Origin of the sequence: Nocardioides koreensis (genome assembly GCF_039531775.1) — a bacterium.
Classification (GTDB): Bacteria; Actinomycetota; Actinomycetes; order Propionibacteriales; family Nocardioidaceae; genus Nocardioides; species Nocardioides koreensis.
Map to the genome: position 1 here is coordinate 732,512 of NZ_BAAAQR010000001.1, position 17,317 is coordinate 749,828.

Here is a 17,317-nt window from a genome sequence, read left to right on the forward strand (position 1 = left end):
GGCCTCCATCACGAAAACGCTGTGGTGGGGCCAACCTACTCACGGGTCGGTCGTCGTGTCGCCGGGCCCGCCCCTGCGGGCTGGGCCTCGCCGACCTCGACCGCGCGCGGTGCCGGTCGACGGTCGGTGCGGGAGAGCTCGCCGGGCCACCAGAACCGGCGCCCGAGCAGCGCGACCAGCGCCGGCACCAGCACGCTGCGCACCAGCAGGGTGTCGAGGAGCACGCCGAAGCCGACGATGAGGCCGATCTGGGTCAGGGTGATGAGCGGGAGCACCCCGAGGACCGTGAACACGGCCGCCAGCAGGATCCCCGCACTGGTGATGACCCCACCGGTGACGGCCAGGGCCCTGCTGATCGCCGGGACCGTGTCGCGCTGGAAGGCCTCCTCCCGGGCCCGGGTGGTCAGGAAGATGTTGTAGTCGACGCCCAGCGCGACGAGGAACAGGAAGCTCAGCAACGGGACCCCGAGGTCGAGCGCCGGGAAGTCCCACCAGTGGCGGAAGGCCCACCAGCTCGCCCCCAGGCTGGCCGCGAACGTGGCGACCACGGTCAGCACCAGCACCACGGCGGCCACCACGGACCGGAGCAGGAGCAGGAGCACCACCAGGACGACCCCCAGGATCAGCGGGATCACCAGGCGCTGGTCGTGCTGGGCGGCGGCCTCGGCGTCGAGCGCCTCCGCGTCCGAGCCGCCCACCAGGGTCCCGGCGGCCGCGCCCTGCGCGGCGGCACGCACCGACTCCACGGTGTCGAAGGCGGCCCGGGATCCCGGCTCGGTGTCCAGCACCGCGGTCAGCTCCACCGTCTCGTCGTCGCCGCCGGCCCGGTCGACCCGCTGCACGCCGTCCACGGCGGCGACCGCCCGACGCACCGACGCGGCCGACTCGGCCGGGGTGAGGACGGAGGTCGGCTGGGACGCCCCGGCCGGGAAGTGCTCGGCGAGCACCTGCTGACCGGTCACCGACTCGGGCTTCGCCCGGAACTGCTCGGTGTCGGAGAGCCCGGTGCGCACCCCGGCCAGGGGCAGCGCCAGCACGGCCAGCACCAGCACCCCGGCCGCGCTGACCAGCCAGGGCCGGCCCGTGGCCACCCGGGCGACGCGCGACCAGACACCCGTCTCGGTGGGCTCGGCCTGCCCCAGCCGCGGCACGAAGGGCCAGAAGAGCCGGCGCCCGAAGACGGTGAGGGCGGCCGGCAGCACCAGCAGCGCGTAGACGACCGCGGTGACGATGCCGATGGCCCCCGCGAGGCCGATGCTGCGGCTGGACGGGTTGTCGGCGAGACCGAGGCAGAGCAGGGCCAGCACGACGGTGCCGGAGCTCGCGAGGATGGCCGGGGCGGCCCGACCCATGGCGATCCGCATGGCGGCGTACCGGCTCTCCTCGCGGCGCAGCTCCTCGCGGTAGCGGGCGATCAGCAGCAGCGCGTAGTTGGTGCCGGCGCCGAAGACCAGGACCGACGTGATCCCGGTGGTGGCGCCGTCGGTGGCGAAGCCGAGCACGTGGGTGCCGGCCGCGAGGAGCCTGGCGGCCACCTGGTCGGCGACGCCGACCACCGTCAGCGGCACGAGCCACAGCCACGGGCTGCGATAGGTGATCAGCAGCAGGAGCGCGACCACGCTCGCCGTGGTGATCAGCAGGGTGACGTCGGCGCCGTCGAACACCTGCGACAGGTCCACCACGAACGCGGGGCCGCCGGTGACCTGGGCCTGCAGCCCGTCGGGCAGCCCGTCGGCCGCCTCGGCGCGGATCTTCCCGATCGGGCCGGCGAGGTCCTCCTCCGGGGTGTCGGCGTCGAGAGGTACGGCGACGAAGGCGGCGGCGCCGTCGTCGGCGAAGACCGGGAAAGCTCGCTGGCCGTCGGCGGCGAGCCCGGTCAGCTCGCGCGCCTTCGCCGTCACGGCCGCCCGGTCCCCACCGGTCAGCGGGTCGCCACCGCGGTCGAACACCACGATCGCCGGGGTGAAGCGCGAGGTCCCCAGCTGGTCCTGGAGCCGCGCCGCCTGGGCCGACTCGGCGTCGTCGGGCAGGTTGGAGGTCGCGTTCGCGGCGGTCCGGGCCGAGATGTCGGCGGCCAGCAGCGCACCGGAGAACAGCACCGCGACCAGCACGACGACCCAGCTGAGGCGGCGACCCACCACGGCTTTGTTTCGGCCCTGGAATATTTCCATGCTTGAAAGAGTAGGGTGGCCTCATGACCGGGACAAGGCGCGAGGCTCCCTCGGCGGAGGCGATGCGCGTCGTCCGCGCGCTGCGCTCCTTCACCAACGAGACCGAGCTCTACCTCGGCGCGGCGGGACGCGAGGCGGAGATGCACCGCACCGACCTGACGGGGCTGGCGATGGTCATGGACCGCGGCGACACGGGCCGCCCGATGACGCCCGGACAGCTCAGCGCGGCCATGCACCTCAGCGCGCCCGCCACCTCGGCCATGCTCGACCGCCTCGAGCGGCTCGGCCACGTGCACCGTTCGCAGCACCCGACCGACCGCCGCTCGGTCGTGGTGGAGATGACCGACCACGCCCGGGCCGTCGGGGAGCAGATGTTCGGGCGGCTGGCCGCCCACATGGCCCCCGTGCTCGCCGCCCGGAGCGAGGAGGAGCTGGCCCACGTCGCCGAGTTCCTCGAGGCGGTCGGCGAGGCCACCCGGGCGGCCCGCGCCGACATCGAGCAGTCGTAGGGCCCGCGCTCAGGACGCGAGGATGCCCGCGGCCCGGCGGAGGTCGGCACGCACCGCGGGTACGGCGACCCGGGTCAGCACGGCCCCCAGCGGACGGAACGTGCCGTCGCCCTCGACGGTGAACTCGAACACCACCTCGCAGCCGGGCTCGGCCGCCACGAACGTGAGCGCCAGGGCGGCCCGGACGCCGCGCCAGCGACCGATCTCCGCCCACCGGTGCGGCCGGTCGAGCTCGGTGGTCTCCATGGACGGGCGCAGCCCGGGCCGGGTCACGTCGACCCAGCGCTGCCCGATGCGCGGCTCCCCGGTGACCGCCTCGACGCGGGACAGGCTGGACTGCCAGGCCGGCCGGTTCCGCGGGTCGGCGAGGTAGTCGAAGGCCACCTCCGGCGGGACGCCGAAGGCCACCACGCCGGAGCCGGTGGTCACCAGGCCTGCCCCGTGAGCAGCTCGTACGCCTCGACGTACCGGGCGCGGGTGCGCTCGACGACCTCGGGAGGCAGCGCGGGCGGCGGGCCACCTGCAGTGCGGTCCCAGCCGGACTCCGGGGAGGTCAGCCAGCCCCGCACGATGTCCTTGTCGAACGACGGCTGGGCGCGGCCCGGCTGCCACCGGTCCGCGGGCCAGAAGCGCGAGGAGTCGGGCGTCAGCACCTCGTCGCCGAGCACGGTCGTGCCGTCTGGCCGGGAGCCGAACTCCAGCTTGGTGTCGGCCAGGATGATCCCCCGCTCCCGGGCGATCCCCTCCGCGCGCCGGTAGACCGCGAGGGTCAGCTCCCGCAGCCGGGCCGCGGCCTGCGCACCGACCTCGGTGACGACCGCGTCGAAGGAGACGTTCTCGTCGTGGTCGCCGAGCGCGGCCTTGGTGGCGGGGGTGAAGATCGGCTCGGCGAGCCGGCTGCCGTCCTCGAGCCCCGCCGGCAGCGCGATGCCGCAGACCTCGCCGGTCGCGGCGTACTCGCGCAGGCCGGACCCGGTCAGGTAGCCGCGGGCGACGCACTCGACGGGGAACATCTCGAGCCGCTCGCAGACCACGGCCCGACCGCGCACGGCGTCCGGCACGTCGGTGGAGAGCACGTGGTTGGGCACCAGGTCGGCCAGCTGGTCGAACCACCACAGCGACATCCGGGTCAGGATCTCGCCCTTGTCGGGGATGGCGGTGTCGAGCACGAAGTCGTACGCCGAGATCCGGTCGCTGGCGACCATCAGCAGGGTGCCGTCGGGCAGCTCGTAGAGGTCGCGCACCTTGCCGGAGTGCAGGTGCCGCGCCCCCGCGATGGTCGGGGCGTCGGGGATGTTCAGGTCGGCCACGGGCCCCAGCCTAGGACCGCGCCGGCCCGGCGATCCTCAGCGGACCATGCTCACCAGGTCGTGGGCACCGTCGGGGCGCGCCGCCTCGACGTAGTAGCGGGTGCCTCCGTCGGGCAGCGGGACGGCGGCGGCGTACCGCAGCGCCCCGTCGGAGCACGGCGAGCGCAGCGGCCCGACGTCCCCGACCGGCACCAGCCGGTCGCCGCGCCAGCGGGCCAGCCCGGTGGTCTCGTGCCAGTTCGAGGCGGCGTCGGGACGGCCGTCGTACAGCACGGTGAGCGGGTCGGTCGCCAGCACCGTGGTGGCGCGGGCACCCCGGGCGTCCCACTCGCCCGGCCGGCCCGCGAGCACCTCGCCGCGGTCGACCCAGGCCAGCCCGTCGTCGCTGGTCAGCCGGCGGGTGGTCATCCGGTCCTCGGCGTCCGGCTCGTCGAGGGGGTGGCAGCACAGCAACATCTCCCAGCGGCCGTCGCGCCGCTGGACCACCGGGTCCTTGACTCCGGTGTGCGCGTCCCCGGCGTGCACGGTCGCGCGTTCCCCGGCGGGCAGTCCCGCCGGGGTGGCGGCGGTCAGGCTGTCGACCCACCAGTGCTTGGAGCCCGGCGTCGCGCAGGACAGGTAGAGCCGCCACGCCCCGTCCGGCAACGGCACCAGCGCCGGGCGTTCGAACGACTCGGCGCCGAACGCGTCGCGAGGCACCTCGCACACGGTGTCGAAGCCGACTCCGTCGGCGGACCTCGCCACGACCACCGTGACGCCGCGGCCGGCGGCGAGCGGCCGGCGTACGCGGTAGGTGAGCCAGAACGTCCCGTCGACCAGGACCGCGCTGGCGGCGCCGGACCAGTGGCCGGGACCGGGGCCGGGAGCGGCCACGACGACCGCGACGTCGTCGGCCCACGTGGGCAGCGGCAGCCCGGTCACCCCGCCCACGGTAGTCAGGCGGTCACGGCCCGGCGCCACGGCGGCGGCTCGCCGTGGAGCCACCAGCTGAGCCTGCGGGTCATCCAGGGCAGCACGGCGTAGGTCATCACCGGGGTCATCAGCAGGGTCGAGCTCAGCCCCCGGGCCAGCAGCGAGAGGTCCGGCGCCACCTGCGCGTAGATCCACGAGACCAGCAGGTTCAGCGGGAAGAAGGCCAGCCAGATCACGGTGGCCTGCTTGTAGCGGGGCGGGGCCGCCGGCGGCAGCCGCAGGTCCCGCACGTCCCGGGTGGCGGGGTCGCCGAACCAGCCCTCGATGCCGGTGCGCCGCTCGACCCGGGACTCCACGATGCCCAGCCCGGTGGAGGCGTCGCGCCACCACTGCCGCTCGTGGGAGGACTCCCAGCCGGCCAGCGACCCGGGGTCGGCGAACCGGTAGAGCACGTGCCACGTCTCCGAGTCAGTCTCGGGCCGCACCCAACCGGCGCCGAGGAAGCCGGGGAACCGCTCGGCCAGGCCGATCCCGGCGTTCATCCAGCTCATCATCTCGGCCTCCCGGCCGGGGTCGAGATGACGGGTGATGGAGACGGTGACGGGCGCGTTCATCGGAAAATCGTCGGCCCGGGGGTGGTGGCCCGGCAAATTCGCCAAGGCTGGCACAGTGTGCCCATGCCGGAGTCCGCAGAAGAGGTCCACGCCCGCGTCGCCGCCGCCGTCGGCGAAAACGGCCGTCTCCCGGCCCCGCCACTGGCGGAGTGGGACATCTTCCCGTGGGAGGCGGTCGACGGCGCCATCGTGCCCAAGGTGCTGCCGGTCCCCGCCGACGAGGCGCCCCGCAACGGCGAGCCCGACGAGGCCACGTGCGGCGCCTGCCGCGCCGGCGACGACCTGGTCATCTGGGAGAGCGAGCGCTGGGTGGTCACGCGGACGACCGGGCCGGGCGGCCTGCCGCTGACGGTGTTCCTCCAGACCAAGGAGCACCTCGACTTCACCGACCTCGACGACGAGCTCGCCGCGGAGTACGGCCGGATCACGGTCTGGCTGACCCGGATCATGTCGCACCTGCCGAACATCGGCCGCGTGCACGTCAACAAGTGGGGCGACGGCGGCGCGCACCTGCACGTCTGGTTCGTGGCCCGGACCGCGCGCCAGGCCGGCGTGCTCGGCTCGTACGCCGTGGAGTGGGACGCGATCCTGCCCCCGGTCCCCGAGGACGTGTGGCGCGCGGACCTCGCCACCGTGGCGCACAAGCTCGCGAACCACGACGGGCACGCGCGGGTCTGACCCCGCTCAGAAGCGGACGTCGAAGGAGCGGGCCCCGCTCACGGACGCCGCCTGCACCCGGACGTGCTCGACCCGGGCCAGCCGCGGGCCGCTGCGGCACCACTCGACCAGCGCGTCCACGGCGGCGGGCTCCCCCTCGAAGTGCCCGCCGACCGAGCCGTCGGGCTCGTTGCGGACCCAGCCGGCCACGCCCAGCCGGCGGGCCTGGTCCTCGGCGTACATCCGGAACGACACGCCCTGCACCCGTCCGGTCACGGTGACGTCCACTGCCTTGGTGTCCGCTGCCCTGCGCATCCCCCCATTCTGCGTCGTACGCCGTGCCGGCGCGCGGGCCGCCGCTTGACCGGCCGCGACAGAGTGAGGGGGTGAGCGAGGAGACCACGACCGCTGGGACGGGCGAGCAGGAGGCCTACGAGCCCGACCCCCGACGGTGGCGCATCCTCGGGGTCACCCTGGTCATCGGCTTCATGGCGCTGCTCGACGTGACCATCGTCAACGTCGCCATCCCCTCGATGCGCGCCGGGCTGGGAACCTCCGCCTCGACGATCCAGTGGGTGGTGTCCGGCTACTCCCTGGCCTTCGGCCTGGTGCTGGTGACCGGCGGCCGGCTGGGTGACGCCTACGGTCGACGCCGGATGATGCTGCTCGGCCTGACCGGCTTCGTGGCCGCGAGCGCCGCGGTCGGCCTGGCCCCGACCGCGGGGTGGGTGATCGTCGCCCGGTTGGCGCAGGGGGCCGCCGCCGGCTTCCTGACGCCCCAGGGCTCCGGGCTGATCCAGCAGCTCTTCCGGGGCGCGGAGCGGGGCCGGGCGTTCGGCTTCTTCGGACTGACCGTGTCCGTGTCCTCGGGGCTGGGGCCGGTGCTCGGCGGCCTGATCATCAGCCTGCTCGGCGAGCAGGACGGCTGGCGCTACCTGTTCCTGGTCAACGTGCCGATCGGCCTGGTGGCCCTGTACTTCGTGGCCCGGATGGTGCCGCAGCGACCGCGCGAGGACGCCGACCGCACCCGGCTCGACCACCTCGGTGCGGCGCTGCTCGGCGGGGCGGTGCTCTGCCTGCTCTTCCCGCTCGTCAGCGTGGAGAGCGGGGCCCGGCTGCCGCTCCTGCTGCTCGCCGGCGCCCCGGTGTTCCTGTGGGGCTTCGTGCGCTGGGAGCGGCGGGTCGCCCGCCGGGGCGGTGCGCCGCTGCTGGACGTGGCACTGCTGCGTCGTACCCCGGGCTACGCCAACGGGCTCGCGGTCGGGGCGCTCTACTTCACCGGGTTCACCGGCATCTTCCTGGTGCTCTCGGTCTACCTCCAGGAGGGCAGGTCGTTCACCCCGCTCGCCGCCGGCCTGCTGCTGACGCCGTTCGCGGTCGGGTCGGCCCTCACCGCCCCACTGGCGGGGCGGCTGGTGTCGAGGATCCACCGCCTGATCACGATCATCGCGCTCAGCGTGATGATGACCGGGGTGCTGGCGGTGGCGCTGCTGGTGCCCGACCGCGGCGCCTCCGGGCTGTGGCTGGTGCTGGCGCCGCCGCTGCTCCTCGCCGGGCTGGGTGGCGGCGGCGTGGTGTCGCCGAACTTCACCCTCAGCCTCGCGGAGGTGCCACCCCGGATGGGCGGGGCCGCGGGCGGCGCGCTGCAGACCGGCCAGCGGATCGGTTCCTCGATCGGGGCGGCGCTGCTGATGACCGTCTACGGCCTCACGTCGGGCTCCCCCGGCCGGGCGCTGCAGGCCGCGCTGCTCACGTCGCTGGCCGTGCTCGCGGTCGCGATGGCGATGGCGGTGCGGTCGCTGCGCCAGGAGCGGTAGGGCGCGCGGCCGGACGTCATGCGATCCGGTTGCCCCGGCGACCACCTCGTACGACGTCGCGCACGACGTCATCCGGCCCGGTCGCCCGGGCGACCAGCTCGTACGACGTCGCGCGGGGTGAGGGCTAGAGGATCGCGCCGGGTGCGTACGACGCGGCCTCGGGGTGCTGCCCGGTCACCTCGGCCACCCGGCGTACGACGGCCTGGACCTGGTCCACCGCGGCGCCGGTGAAGGTGATCGGCTCGGCCACCAGCGAGGCCAGCTGCTCGGCGCTGAGCCCGAGCCGCGGGTCGGCGGCGAGCCGGTCGAAGACGTCGTTCTCGGCCTGGCCGCGGCGCATGTCGAGGGCGACGCCGACGGCGGCCTCCTTGATCGCCTCGTGGGCGGCCTCGCGCCCGACGCCGTTGCGCACCGCGGCCATCAGCACCTTGGTGGTGGCGAGGAACGGCAGGTAGCGGTCGAGCTCGCGCTGCACGACGGCCGGGAACGCGCCGAACTCGTCGAGCACCGTCAGGAAGGTCTGGAACAGCCCGTCAGCGGCGAAGAACGCGTCCGGCAGCGCGACCCGGCGCACCACCGAGTCGGAGACGTCACCCTCGTTCCACTGGTCGCCGGCAAGCTCGCCGATCATCGACAGGTGGCCGCGGAGCACGACCGCGAGGCCGTTGACCCGCTCGCAGGAGCGGCTGTTCATCTTGTGCGGCATCGCCGAGGAGCCGACCTGGCCCTCCTTGAACCCCTCGGTGACCAGCTCGTTGCCGGCCATCAGCCGGATCGTGGTCGCGAGGTTGGACGGGCCGGCGACCAGCTGCACCAGCGAGGAGACGACGTCGAAGTCGAGGGAGCGCGGGTAGACCTGGCCGACGCTGGTCAGCACCCGCACGAAGCCGAGGTGCGCCGCCACCCGCTGCTCGAGGTCGGCGAGCCTGGTGGCGTCGCCGTCGAGCAGGTCCAGCATGTCCTGGGCGGTGCCCATCGGGCCCTTGATGCCGCGCAGCGGGTAGCGGGCGAGCAGGTCCTCGACCCGTTCCAGCGCGATCAGCATCTCGTCGGCGACGGTGGCGAACCGCTTGCCGAGGGTGGTCGCCTGGGCCGCCACGTTGTGCGAGCGGCCGGCCATCACCGTGGTCTCGTGCTCGGCGGCCAGCCGCCCGAGCCGGGCCAGGGCGGCCACGGCCCGGTCGCGCAGCAGCGCCAGCGACTGGCGGACCTGGAGCTGCTCGACGTTCTCGGTGAGGTCCCGCGAGGTCATGCCCTTGTGGATGTGCTCGTGCCCGGCGAGCGCGCAGAACTCCTCGATCCGCGCCTTCACGTCGTGGCGCGTGACCCGCTCCCGGGCCGCGATCGACTCGAGGTCGACCTTGTCGACGACGTCGCGGTAGGCCTCGACGACCCCGTCGGGCACCTCGATCCCGAGCTCGCGCTGCGCCTCGAGGACCGCGATCCACAGCTGCCGCTCCAGCACGATCTTGTGCTCGGGCGACCAGATGTGGGCGAGGTCCGCGCCGGCGTAGCGGGTGGCCAGGACGTTGGGGACGGCCATCAGATGCCCTTCGCGATGTCGGTGCGGTGCTGGACGCCCTCGAATTCTACGGCGGCCACTCCTTCGTACGCCGCGGCGCGGGCGGCCGCGACGTCGGCCCCGGTCCCGACCACGGCGAGCACCCGGCCGCCGGCGGTGACCAGGTCCCCGCCGGACAGGGCGGTGCCGGCCTGGATCACGTGGACCCCGTCGACCTCCTCGGCGCGGTCGATCCCGGTGATGACCTCACCCCCGGAGGAGGTGCTCTCGGGGTAGCCGCGGCTGGCCAGCACGACCGCCACCGCCGCCCCGGGCTTCCACGCGGGCGGCGGCACCTCGGCCAGCGTGCCGGTCGCCGCGGCGAGCAGCAGCGTCGCGAGCGACGAGTCGAGCAGCGCGAGCAGCGGCTGGGTCTCGGGGTCGCCGAAGCGGGCGTTGAACTCCACGACCCGCACGCCCTGCGACGTCAGCGCCAACCCGGCGTACAGCAGCCCGGCGAACGGCGTGCCGCGCCGGGCCATCTCCTCGACGGTCGGCCGGAGCACGGTGCGCTCCACCTCGTCGACCAGGCCCGCAGGCGCCCACGGCAGCGGCGTGTAGGCACCCATGCCGCCGGTGTTGGGGCCCTGGTCGTCGTCCCGGATCCGCTTGAAGTCCTGGGCCGGCTGCAGCGGGTGGACCGTCCGCCCGTCCGTGATCGCGAAGAGCGAGACCTCGGGCCCCTCGAGGTACTCCTCGACGACGACCTGCTCGCAGCCGGCGGCGTGGTCCACGGCCGCCCGCCGGTCCTCGGTGACCACGACGCCCTTGCCGGCGGCGAGGCCGTCGTCCTTCACGACGTACGGCGGTCCGAGCTCGTCGAGCGCGGCGGCGACCTGCTCGACGGTCGTGCAGACGAACGCCCGCGCGGTCGGCACCCCGGCGGCCTCCATGACCTCCTTGGCGAACGCCTTGGACCCCTCCAGCCGGGCGGCCGCGCCGGTCGGGCCGAAGCACGCGATGCCGCAGGCGCGCACGGCGTCGGCGACACCGGCGACCAGCGGCGCCTCGGGACCGACCACGACCAGGTCGGCACCCAGCTCCTCGGCCAGCGACGCCACGGCGTCACCGGACATCGGGTCCACGGCGTGCAGGGTCGCCTCGGCGGCCATGCCCGGGTTGCCCGGCGCCGCGTGCACCGCGGCCACGGCCGGGTCCTGGGCCAGCGCGTGGACGAGGGCGTGCTCGCGGCCGCCGGTGCCGATCACCAGCACGGTGAGGGAGGACGGGGAGGGGGAGGTCACGGGCGTCAAGGGTAGTGCCGCCGCGGGGTCACCCCTCCCGGGACCGCGTACGGCGGGACACCGACTCGGCGTACGCCGCCGGCCGGTACCGCAGGATCGGGTCGTCGGAGAGCTCGATCCCGTCGACGACCCGGGTCGGGTCGAAGACCACCGCACACCCGCGGGTCTCCGGGTCGGGCGCCGGACCGGTGACCTCGACGCGCCCGGCCACGACCTCGCGGGCGTTCCTCCAGACCGACATCACGTCGTGCGGGTCGTCGCCGGGGCCGGCCACGTGCACCCGCAGCTCGTGGCGCACCGGCCCCACGGCCAGCCGGGCCGCGATCTCGGCCTGCAGCCGGTCCGGCCCGCTGAAGGTGTCGGTCGGCCGCTCGCCCGCCCCGGCCAGCGGCACGAGGGCGTAGCGCACCCACACCCCCTCGCCCGCGGCATCGAGCCAGCGGTAGGCGTGCAGCGGGTAGTAGCGCACCTCGGCGTAGCTGGACGGCCGGCCGACCGCCCTGGCCCGCAGCCCGGCCACCACCGCCGGCACCGCCGAGGGGTGCCGGGCCAGCCAGAGCAGCATCGTGTGCGGGCGCCGCGAGGCCTCGGTCATCGCCACGAAGTCCTCGGGGGTGCGCACCGGGAACCGCGGCGAGGTCTGCGCGAGCAGGTCGGTGACGGTGCCGTCGGGGAGGTGGAAGGAGACCGCCATCCCCCGGATGTCCGGCTCCTGGTCGCCCACCCGGGGGTTGCCACCGGCGTTGGACCAGCGGACCGTCACCGGCACCGGCGCGCCGGAGAGGTGCGCCGCGCGGCACAGGCCACTCGCCTCCGGGGACGCGGTGAAGGTGCCGGTGAAGAAGCCGCCCTTGGCGTGCAGGGTGCGGAAGCCCTCCGGGGGCGAGAACGCCTCCTGGAGGCGGTCGACGGCCCGCTCGGGTTCCAGCACGTGGGCACGCTAGCCCGTCTTGTGACCGGCGTCACCCGAACGAGCCGACTGCTCACGATGGGGTGGGGTGGCGCGCGGGCAGCGGGGCATCAGCCACCGTTCCCCCAGGAACGGTGGCCCGCTCACCGCCGGGGTCAGGCCGGGTGCACCTCGATGGTCTGTTCGCGACCCGGCCCGACGCCGACGCCCCAGATCCGGGTGCCGGACATCTCCTCGAGCGCCTGGACGTAGGCCTGCGCGTTCTTGGGCAGGTCGTCGAAGGTCCGGCAGCCGGAGATGTCGGTCTTCCAGCCGTCGAAGAACTCATAGACCGGCTTCGCGTGGTGGAACTCGGTCTGGGTCATCGGCATCTCGTCGTGGCGGACGCCGTCGATCTCGTAGGCCACGCAGACCGGGATCCGCTCCCAGGAGTCGAGCACGTCGAGCTTGGTGAGGAAGTAGTCGGTCAGCCCGTTGACCCGGCTGGAGTAGCGGGCGACCACGGCGTCGTACCAGCCGCAGCGGCGGGTGCGGCCGGTGGAGACGCCGATCTCGCCGCCGATCTTCTGCAGGTTGATCCCGTCCTCGTCGAAGAGCTCGGTCGGGAACGGGCCCGAGCCGACGCGGGTCGTGTAGGCCTTGATCACGCCGATGACCCGGTCGATGCGGGTCGGGCCGACCCCGGCGCCGGTGCACACGCCGCCCGCGACCGGGCTGCTGCTGGTGACGAACGGGTAGGTGCCGTGGTCGACGTCGAGCATCGTGGCCTGGGCCCCCTCGAACAGCACCGTCTTGCCCTCGTCGAGGGCGGTGTTGAGCAGCAGCGAGGTGTCCCGGACCATCGGCCGCAACCGGTCGACGTACGACAGCAGCTCCTCGACGATCGCGTCGACCTCGATGGCGCGGCGGTTGTAGACCTTCGCGAGCACGTGGTTCTTGAGGTCGAGGGACGCCTCGACCTTCTGCCGCAGGATCCCCTCGTCGAACAGGTCGGCGACCCGGATCCCGATCCGGTTGACCTTGTCGGAGTACGCCGGCCCGATGCCGCGGCCGGTGGTGCCGAGCTGGTTCTTGCCGAGGAACCGCTCGGTGACCTTGTCGATCGTCGAGTGGTACGACGCGATCACGTGCGCGTTGGCGCTCACGACCAGGTCGGCCACCTCGACCCCGCGCGCCAGCAGCTCGTCGAGCTCCCGGAACAGCGCCTCGGGCGAGACCACGACGCCGTTCGCGATCACCGACGTGGCCCCGGGCGTGAGGATGCCGCTGGGGAGCAGGTGGGTGGCGAACTTCTCGCCGTTGACCACGATGGTGTGGCCGGCGTTGTGCCCGCCACTGGTGCGGACGACGTAGTCGATGGTCTCGGTCGTGGCGAGCTGGTCGGTCGCCTTGCCCTTGCCCTCGTCGCCCCACTGGGCGCCGAGGATCACGATCGCGGGCATTGCTGCCTCCTTCGGTGGTCCTGCATCAGCCTCCGGTGCACGACGCCCGGACGGAAATGCAAAAGGCCCCGGCAACAGCGCACCGGGGCTCTTGCGACCTCACGATACCGCAGCCCGGTCCGCCGGTGGTGATGACCACAAGGCCCTGCTGCGCGACCGTCACCTCGGCTAGTGTCCGGCCAATGGACCCGCTACTCGTCATCACCAACAGCGACGCCGGCACCGCCGACGAGGAGTCGCTGGACCTGGCCCTCGCGGTGCTGCGCGAGCACGTCTCGGTCGAGGTGCAGGCGACCGGCGACCCCGGCGAGCTCGACGGGGTGCTGCACCGTGCGGGGTCCCGGCGGATCGTGGTGGCCGGCGGCGACGGCAGCCTGCACGCGGTCATCTCCGCGCTGCACCGCCGCAACGACCTGAAGAACTCGGTGCTCGGCCTGCTGCCGCTCGGCACCGGCAACGACTTCGCCCGCGGCACCGACATCCCCCTCGACATCGAGGAGGCGGCGCGGGTGATCCTGCACGGCGAGGTCCGCCCGATGGACGTCGTGGTGGACGAGGTCGGCGAGGTCGTCGTCAACAGCGTGCACGTCGGCGCCGGGGCCAACGCGAGCCGCCGCGGGGCCCGCTGGAAGGAGCGGCTCGGCTCGATCGGGGTCGGCAAGGTCAACCTCGGCAAGCTGGGCTACCCGATCGGCGCGGCCCTGACCGCCTGGAAGCCCCCCATCCTGCGGCTGCGGGTCGAGGTCGACGGGCGGGTGGTCAACGACTTCGACCAGCCGGTGCTGATGGTGGCCGTCGGCAACGGCTCCTCGGTCGGCGGCGGCGCCGAGCTCACCCCGGACGCCAACCCCGAGGACGGCCGCGTCGACGTGATGATCTCGCGGGCGGTCGGCCCCATGGAGCGGGTCCGGTACGCCGTGCACCTCGGCCTCGCGCGGCACCCCGAGCGGGAGGACGTCACCTACCTGCGCGGCTCGTCGGTGTCGGTGACGGGCGAGGAGTTCTGGGTCAGCGCCGACGGCGAGATCTACGGCCCGGAGCGCCAGCGCACCTGGCACGTGGAGCCCGAGGCGTACTCGATGGTGCTGCCCCGGCCCGGCTCCTCGTCGTAGGGCCGTCCAGGGGCCGCCTCACAGCCAGCCGCGCCGGGCGGCCTCCACCCCTGCCTGGAACCGGGTGTCGGCGCCGAGCTCGGTGAGCACGTCGGCGACCCGGCGGCGTACCGTCCGCAGGCTGATGCCGAGGGTGCGGGCGACCTGCTCGTCCTGGGCGCCCGAGGCCAGCTGCTGCAGCAGGAACCTGCGCAGGTCCGGCCGGGCCTCGCCGCGGTCGAGCTCGGGCACCGGCGCGGCCCGCTCCCACATCAGCTCGAACAGCAGGGTCAGCGCCTCGACCAGGCCCTGCTGGCGCACCAGCGACCGCGGCTCGTCGGTGAACCCCATCGGCTCGGGCAGCACCGCGTGGGTGGTGCCGATGATGAACATCCGGGTCGGCAGGTCGGGCAGCACCCGGATCTGCTCGCCCACCTCGGCCCGCGCCCGGAGCGTCTCGGGCGCCTCGTGGAGGGCGCGGACCGGGTAGATCGCCCGGGACCGGCGGCCGGAGGCGACGAGCTCCCGGATCACCCCCAGCATCTGGTCCTCGCGCGGGATGCGCCACTGGTCGGGGCGCAGCCACAGGATGTCGCCCTTGCTCTGGGCGATCAGCGCCGCGATCAGCGCGACCGGCTGGCCGCCGGAGCTGATCTCGCCGTCGATGGGCTCCACGTCGTGCACCTCGCCCGGTCCCGGCCGGGCCGCCCCCGCGGTGAGGAACGGGATCGCCGCGGACAGCGCGTCCAGCCGCCGACGGACCCGGGCCGTCTCGCCGGCCTGCTCGGCGACCAGGCGGGCCACCGTCGCCGACGGGTCCTCGACGAAGACCCGGGAGTCCTCCAGCCGCACCACGTCGTGCTCGATCAGCGGGGCGAGGTCGGCCAGCAGCTCCTCCGGGCTCCGCAGCAGCGCCTGCGCGACCGAGACCAGCTCGCGGCCCGACTGCTTGAGCAGGCGCTCGTAGAGCCGGTCCACCCCCGGCGGGAACCCGAGGGCAGTCATGACGCTGGACGGCGCGCGGCGTGGCATCTTGGCAGGTTAATGCCACAGTCAGCCTGTAGCCAGCTGGCAGGGACCTGTCAGTGTGAAAATGCCGGTGTGCGTCCAGTGGCCGCTCACTCCGCTCGGGGCGAGCGCGGCGGCTGAGCACGACCCACATCGGGGGATGCGGTCGAGCAACGGACGACGCGAGGGGCGTCGGAATCGCCACAGGGGACGATTCCGGCGCCCTTACTGCTTCGCGGGCGCCGCCGACCGGGCGGTAGCGTTGCGGCTCGGCACCCCCCGAGCAACAGGAGCGACGAACAGCATGGGACGAGGCGGACAGTCCTCCCAGGGGCAGACGCCCACCGACTGGGTCACCCGCGCGGCGGACGACGCGATCCGCCACGCCCGGCAGGCCGACGAGCACGCCGGCACCGAGAGCGGCCGGATCATCACCTGCGCCTCCGGGGCCAGCCCGTCGGGACCGATCCACCTCGGCAACCTGCGCGAGTTCCTCACCGTCCACTTCGTCGCCGAGGAGATCCGGCGCCGCGGGATCGCCGTACGCCACCTGCACAGCTGGGACGACTACGACCGGTTCCGCAAGGTGCCGGCCGGCGTCGACCCGTCGTGGGCCGAGCACATCGGGCGCCCGCTGTCCGCGGTGCCCGACCCGTGGGGCTGCCACGCCTCGTGGGCCGAGCACTTCAAGGCCCCGCTCCAGGCCGCGCTGCGCGAGATGGGCGTGGAGATGGAGGAGGTCTCCCAGACCGAGCAGTACCGCGCCGGGGCCTACCGCGACCAGATCCTCACGGCCGTACGCCGTCGCGACGACATCGAGCGGGTGCTGGCGGCCTACCGCACCAAGAAGACCGCCCCGGTCGCGGAGAGCGAGCAGGAGGCCGAGGCCCTCGCCGACTCCGTCGCCGATGAGGACGACTCCACCGGGGACGCCCCGGACGCGGGCGACCTGTCCCGGTTCCCGTTCAAGCCCTACTGCCGCGACTGCGGCCGCGACACCACCACGGTCACGTCGTACGACGACGAGTCGACCGACCTTGCCTACACCTGCCAGGCCTGCGGCTTCGAGGGAGTCACCAACCTCGCCACCCAGCACGAGGGCAAGCTCGTGTGGAAGGTCGACTGGCCGATGCGCTGGTCGGTCGAGGGGGTGGACTTCGAGCCCGGCGGCGTCGACCACGCGACGCCCGGGTCGTCGTACACCGTCGGCAAGGAGCTGGTGAAGCAGGTCTACGGCGGGCGCGCGCCGTCGTTCGTCGGCTACTCCTTCGTGGGCGCCGGCGGCCAGGTCAAGATGTCGTCCTCGCGCGGCGGGGTGCCGACCGCGGCCGACGCGCTGAAGATCCTCGAGGCGCCGATCCTGCGGTGGCTCTACGTGCGCCGCCAGCCCAAGCAGGCCTTCAACGTCGACTTCGGCGCCGAGGTCGTGCGCCTGTACGACGAGTGGGACGCGCTCTCCCGCAAGGCGGCGAACCCCGAGAAGCGCGACGCGCAGGTGCTGGCCTTCGAGCGCGCCTCGGCCACGGCGGCCGCGGGCGTGCTGCCGACCGCCGCGGTGGTCGTGCCGTTCCGGGTGCTGTCCTCGGTCGCCGACGTGACCGCCGGCAGCGCCGAGCTGATCAGCCGCACGATCGGGCACGTGGGCTACGAGCACACCGGCGTCGAGGAGCTCGAGCCGCGGCTGACCAGGGCGATGACCTGGATGGCCGACTTCGTGCCGGCCGAGGACCGGACCACGGTGCGCGAGGTGCCGGACAAGGCACGACTGGCGACCCTGTCGGAGCGCGAGCAGCAGTGGATCGGCCTGCTGCTGGACGGGCTGCCCGAGGCGCTGGACATCGAGCCGGTCACCACGCTGGTCTACGGCGTGCCCAAGCTGGCCCACGGCCTGCCGATGGACGCCGACCCGACCGACGAGGTGAAGGCCGACCAGAAGGCCTTCTTCACGCTGCTCTACAACCTGCTCGTCGACGCCGACCGCGGCCCGCGGCTGCCCACGCTGATCGTGGCGCTGGGCGCCGAGAAGGTCCGCGCGCTGCTGACCCCCTGACCCCGCGTCACAGCTGCAGGA

The 17,317-nt window shown here is 73.9% G+C and carries 16 protein-coding genes; 5 read left to right on the forward strand and 11 right to left on the reverse strand.

Annotated features, from left to right (window positions below; all coding sequences use genetic code 11):
- Positions 1-35: 35 nt before the first annotated feature.
- Positions 36-2,171, reverse strand: coding sequence for an MMPL family transporter (locus ABD268_RS03545; protein ID WP_344147646.1), 2,136 nt, complete (start codon positions 2,169-2,171; stop codon positions 36-38).
- Between the two features lie 23 nt (positions 2,172-2,194).
- On the opposite strand from ABD268_RS03545, the gene ABD268_RS03550 reads away from it, so the two are divergent.
- A complete protein-coding gene (locus tag ABD268_RS03550; protein WP_344147649.1) occupies positions 2,195-2,680 on the forward strand; it encodes a MarR family winged helix-turn-helix transcriptional regulator in 486 nt (161 codons plus the stop codon).
- Positions 2,681-2,689: 9 nt separating this feature from the next.
- Here ABD268_RS03550 and ABD268_RS03555 read toward each other — a convergent pair whose 3' ends face one another.
- The 4 genes from ABD268_RS03555 to ABD268_RS03570 are packed head-to-tail and all read right to left on the reverse strand — an operon-like array spanning position 2,690 to position 5,516.
- Entirely contained in the window at positions 2,690-3,109 is a 420-nt protein-coding gene (locus ABD268_RS03555; RefSeq protein WP_344147652.1) for an SRPBCC family protein, read from the reverse strand.
- Complete coding sequence (locus ABD268_RS03560; RefSeq protein WP_344147655.1) at positions 3,106-3,990, reverse strand: phosphoribosylaminoimidazolesuccinocarboxamide synthase; 885 nt, start codon at positions 3,988-3,990, stop codon at positions 3,106-3,108. The genes ABD268_RS03555 and ABD268_RS03560 overlap by 4 nt, the downstream gene beginning before the upstream one ends.
- A gap of 36 nt (positions 3,991-4,026) precedes the next feature.
- The gene (locus tag ABD268_RS03565; RefSeq protein WP_344147658.1) at positions 4,027-4,911 is read right to left on the reverse strand and encodes a hypothetical protein; all 885 of its coding nucleotides are present in this window, start codon (positions 4,909-4,911) and stop codon (positions 4,027-4,029) included.
- A gap of 14 nt (positions 4,912-4,925) precedes the next feature.
- The gene (locus ABD268_RS03570) at positions 4,926-5,516 is read right to left on the reverse strand and encodes an antibiotic biosynthesis monooxygenase (RefSeq protein ID WP_344147661.1); all 591 of its coding nucleotides are present in this window, start codon (positions 5,514-5,516) and stop codon (positions 4,926-4,928) included.
- 63 nt (positions 5,517-5,579) lie between these two features.
- On the opposite strand from ABD268_RS03570, the gene ABD268_RS03575 reads away from it, so the two are divergent.
- Positions 5,580-6,194, forward strand: coding sequence for a hypothetical protein (locus tag ABD268_RS03575; RefSeq protein ID WP_344147664.1), 615 nt, complete (start codon positions 5,580-5,582; stop codon positions 6,192-6,194).
- A gap of 6 nt (positions 6,195-6,200) precedes the next feature.
- Here ABD268_RS03575 and ABD268_RS03580 read toward each other — a convergent pair whose 3' ends face one another.
- Positions 6,201-6,488 carry an acylphosphatase gene (locus ABD268_RS03580; RefSeq protein ID WP_344147667.1) on the reverse strand — a complete coding sequence of 96 codons (288 nt, stop codon included), beginning with the start codon at positions 6,486-6,488 and terminating at the stop codon, positions 6,201-6,203.
- A gap of 71 nt (positions 6,489-6,559) precedes the next feature.
- Here ABD268_RS03580 and ABD268_RS03585 point away from each other — a divergent pair, with 71 nt between their 5' ends.
- A complete protein-coding gene (locus tag ABD268_RS03585; protein ID WP_344147670.1) occupies positions 6,560-7,990 on the forward strand; it encodes an MFS transporter in 1,431 nt (476 codons plus the stop codon).
- Between the two features lie 124 nt (positions 7,991-8,114).
- On the opposite strand, the gene purB is transcribed toward ABD268_RS03585, so the two are convergent.
- The 4 genes from purB to ABD268_RS03605 all read right to left on the reverse strand — a co-directional run bounded on the left by purB (position 8,115) and on the right by ABD268_RS03605 (position 13,147).
- Entirely contained in the window at positions 8,115-9,533 is a 1,419-nt protein-coding gene (purB, locus tag ABD268_RS03590; RefSeq protein WP_344147672.1) for an adenylosuccinate lyase, read from the reverse strand.
- On the reverse strand, positions 9,533-10,795 hold the full coding sequence (gene purD / locus ABD268_RS03595) for a phosphoribosylamine--glycine ligase (protein ID WP_344147675.1): 1,263 nt from the start codon (positions 10,793-10,795) through the stop codon (positions 9,533-9,535). Before purD ends, purB begins: the two co-directional genes overlap by 1 nt.
- A 28-nt stretch (positions 10,796-10,823) precedes the next feature.
- Positions 10,824-11,726: a catalase family peroxidase gene (locus ABD268_RS03600; protein WP_344147678.1), complete on the reverse strand. Its 903-nt coding sequence runs from the start codon at positions 11,724-11,726 to the stop codon at positions 10,824-10,826.
- A 134-nt stretch (positions 11,727-11,860) separates the two neighbouring features.
- Positions 11,861-13,147 carry an adenylosuccinate synthase gene (locus ABD268_RS03605; protein WP_344147681.1) on the reverse strand — a complete coding sequence of 429 codons (1,287 nt, stop codon included), beginning with the start codon at positions 13,145-13,147 and terminating at the stop codon, positions 11,861-11,863.
- 182 nt (positions 13,148-13,329) lie between these two features.
- Between ABD268_RS03605 and ABD268_RS03610 the strand changes: the two genes are divergently transcribed.
- Positions 13,330-14,259: a diacylglycerol/lipid kinase family protein gene (locus ABD268_RS03610; RefSeq protein ID WP_344147684.1), complete on the forward strand. Its 930-nt coding sequence runs from the start codon at positions 13,330-13,332 to the stop codon at positions 14,257-14,259.
- Between the two features lie 18 nt (positions 14,260-14,277).
- Here ABD268_RS03610 and ABD268_RS03615 read toward each other — a convergent pair whose 3' ends face one another.
- Positions 14,278-15,270 (reverse strand): DNA-binding response regulator, encoded by a 993-nt coding sequence (locus ABD268_RS03615; RefSeq protein ID WP_344147687.1) that lies wholly within the window; start codon positions 15,268-15,270, stop codon positions 14,278-14,280.
- A gap of 280 nt (positions 15,271-15,550) precedes the next feature.
- Here ABD268_RS03615 and lysS point away from each other — a divergent pair, with 280 nt between their 5' ends.
- Positions 15,551-17,296, forward strand: coding sequence for a lysine--tRNA ligase (lysS, locus tag ABD268_RS03620; RefSeq protein ID WP_344147690.1), 1,746 nt, complete (start codon positions 15,551-15,553; stop codon positions 17,294-17,296).
- Positions 17,297-17,317 lie beyond the last annotated feature (21 nt).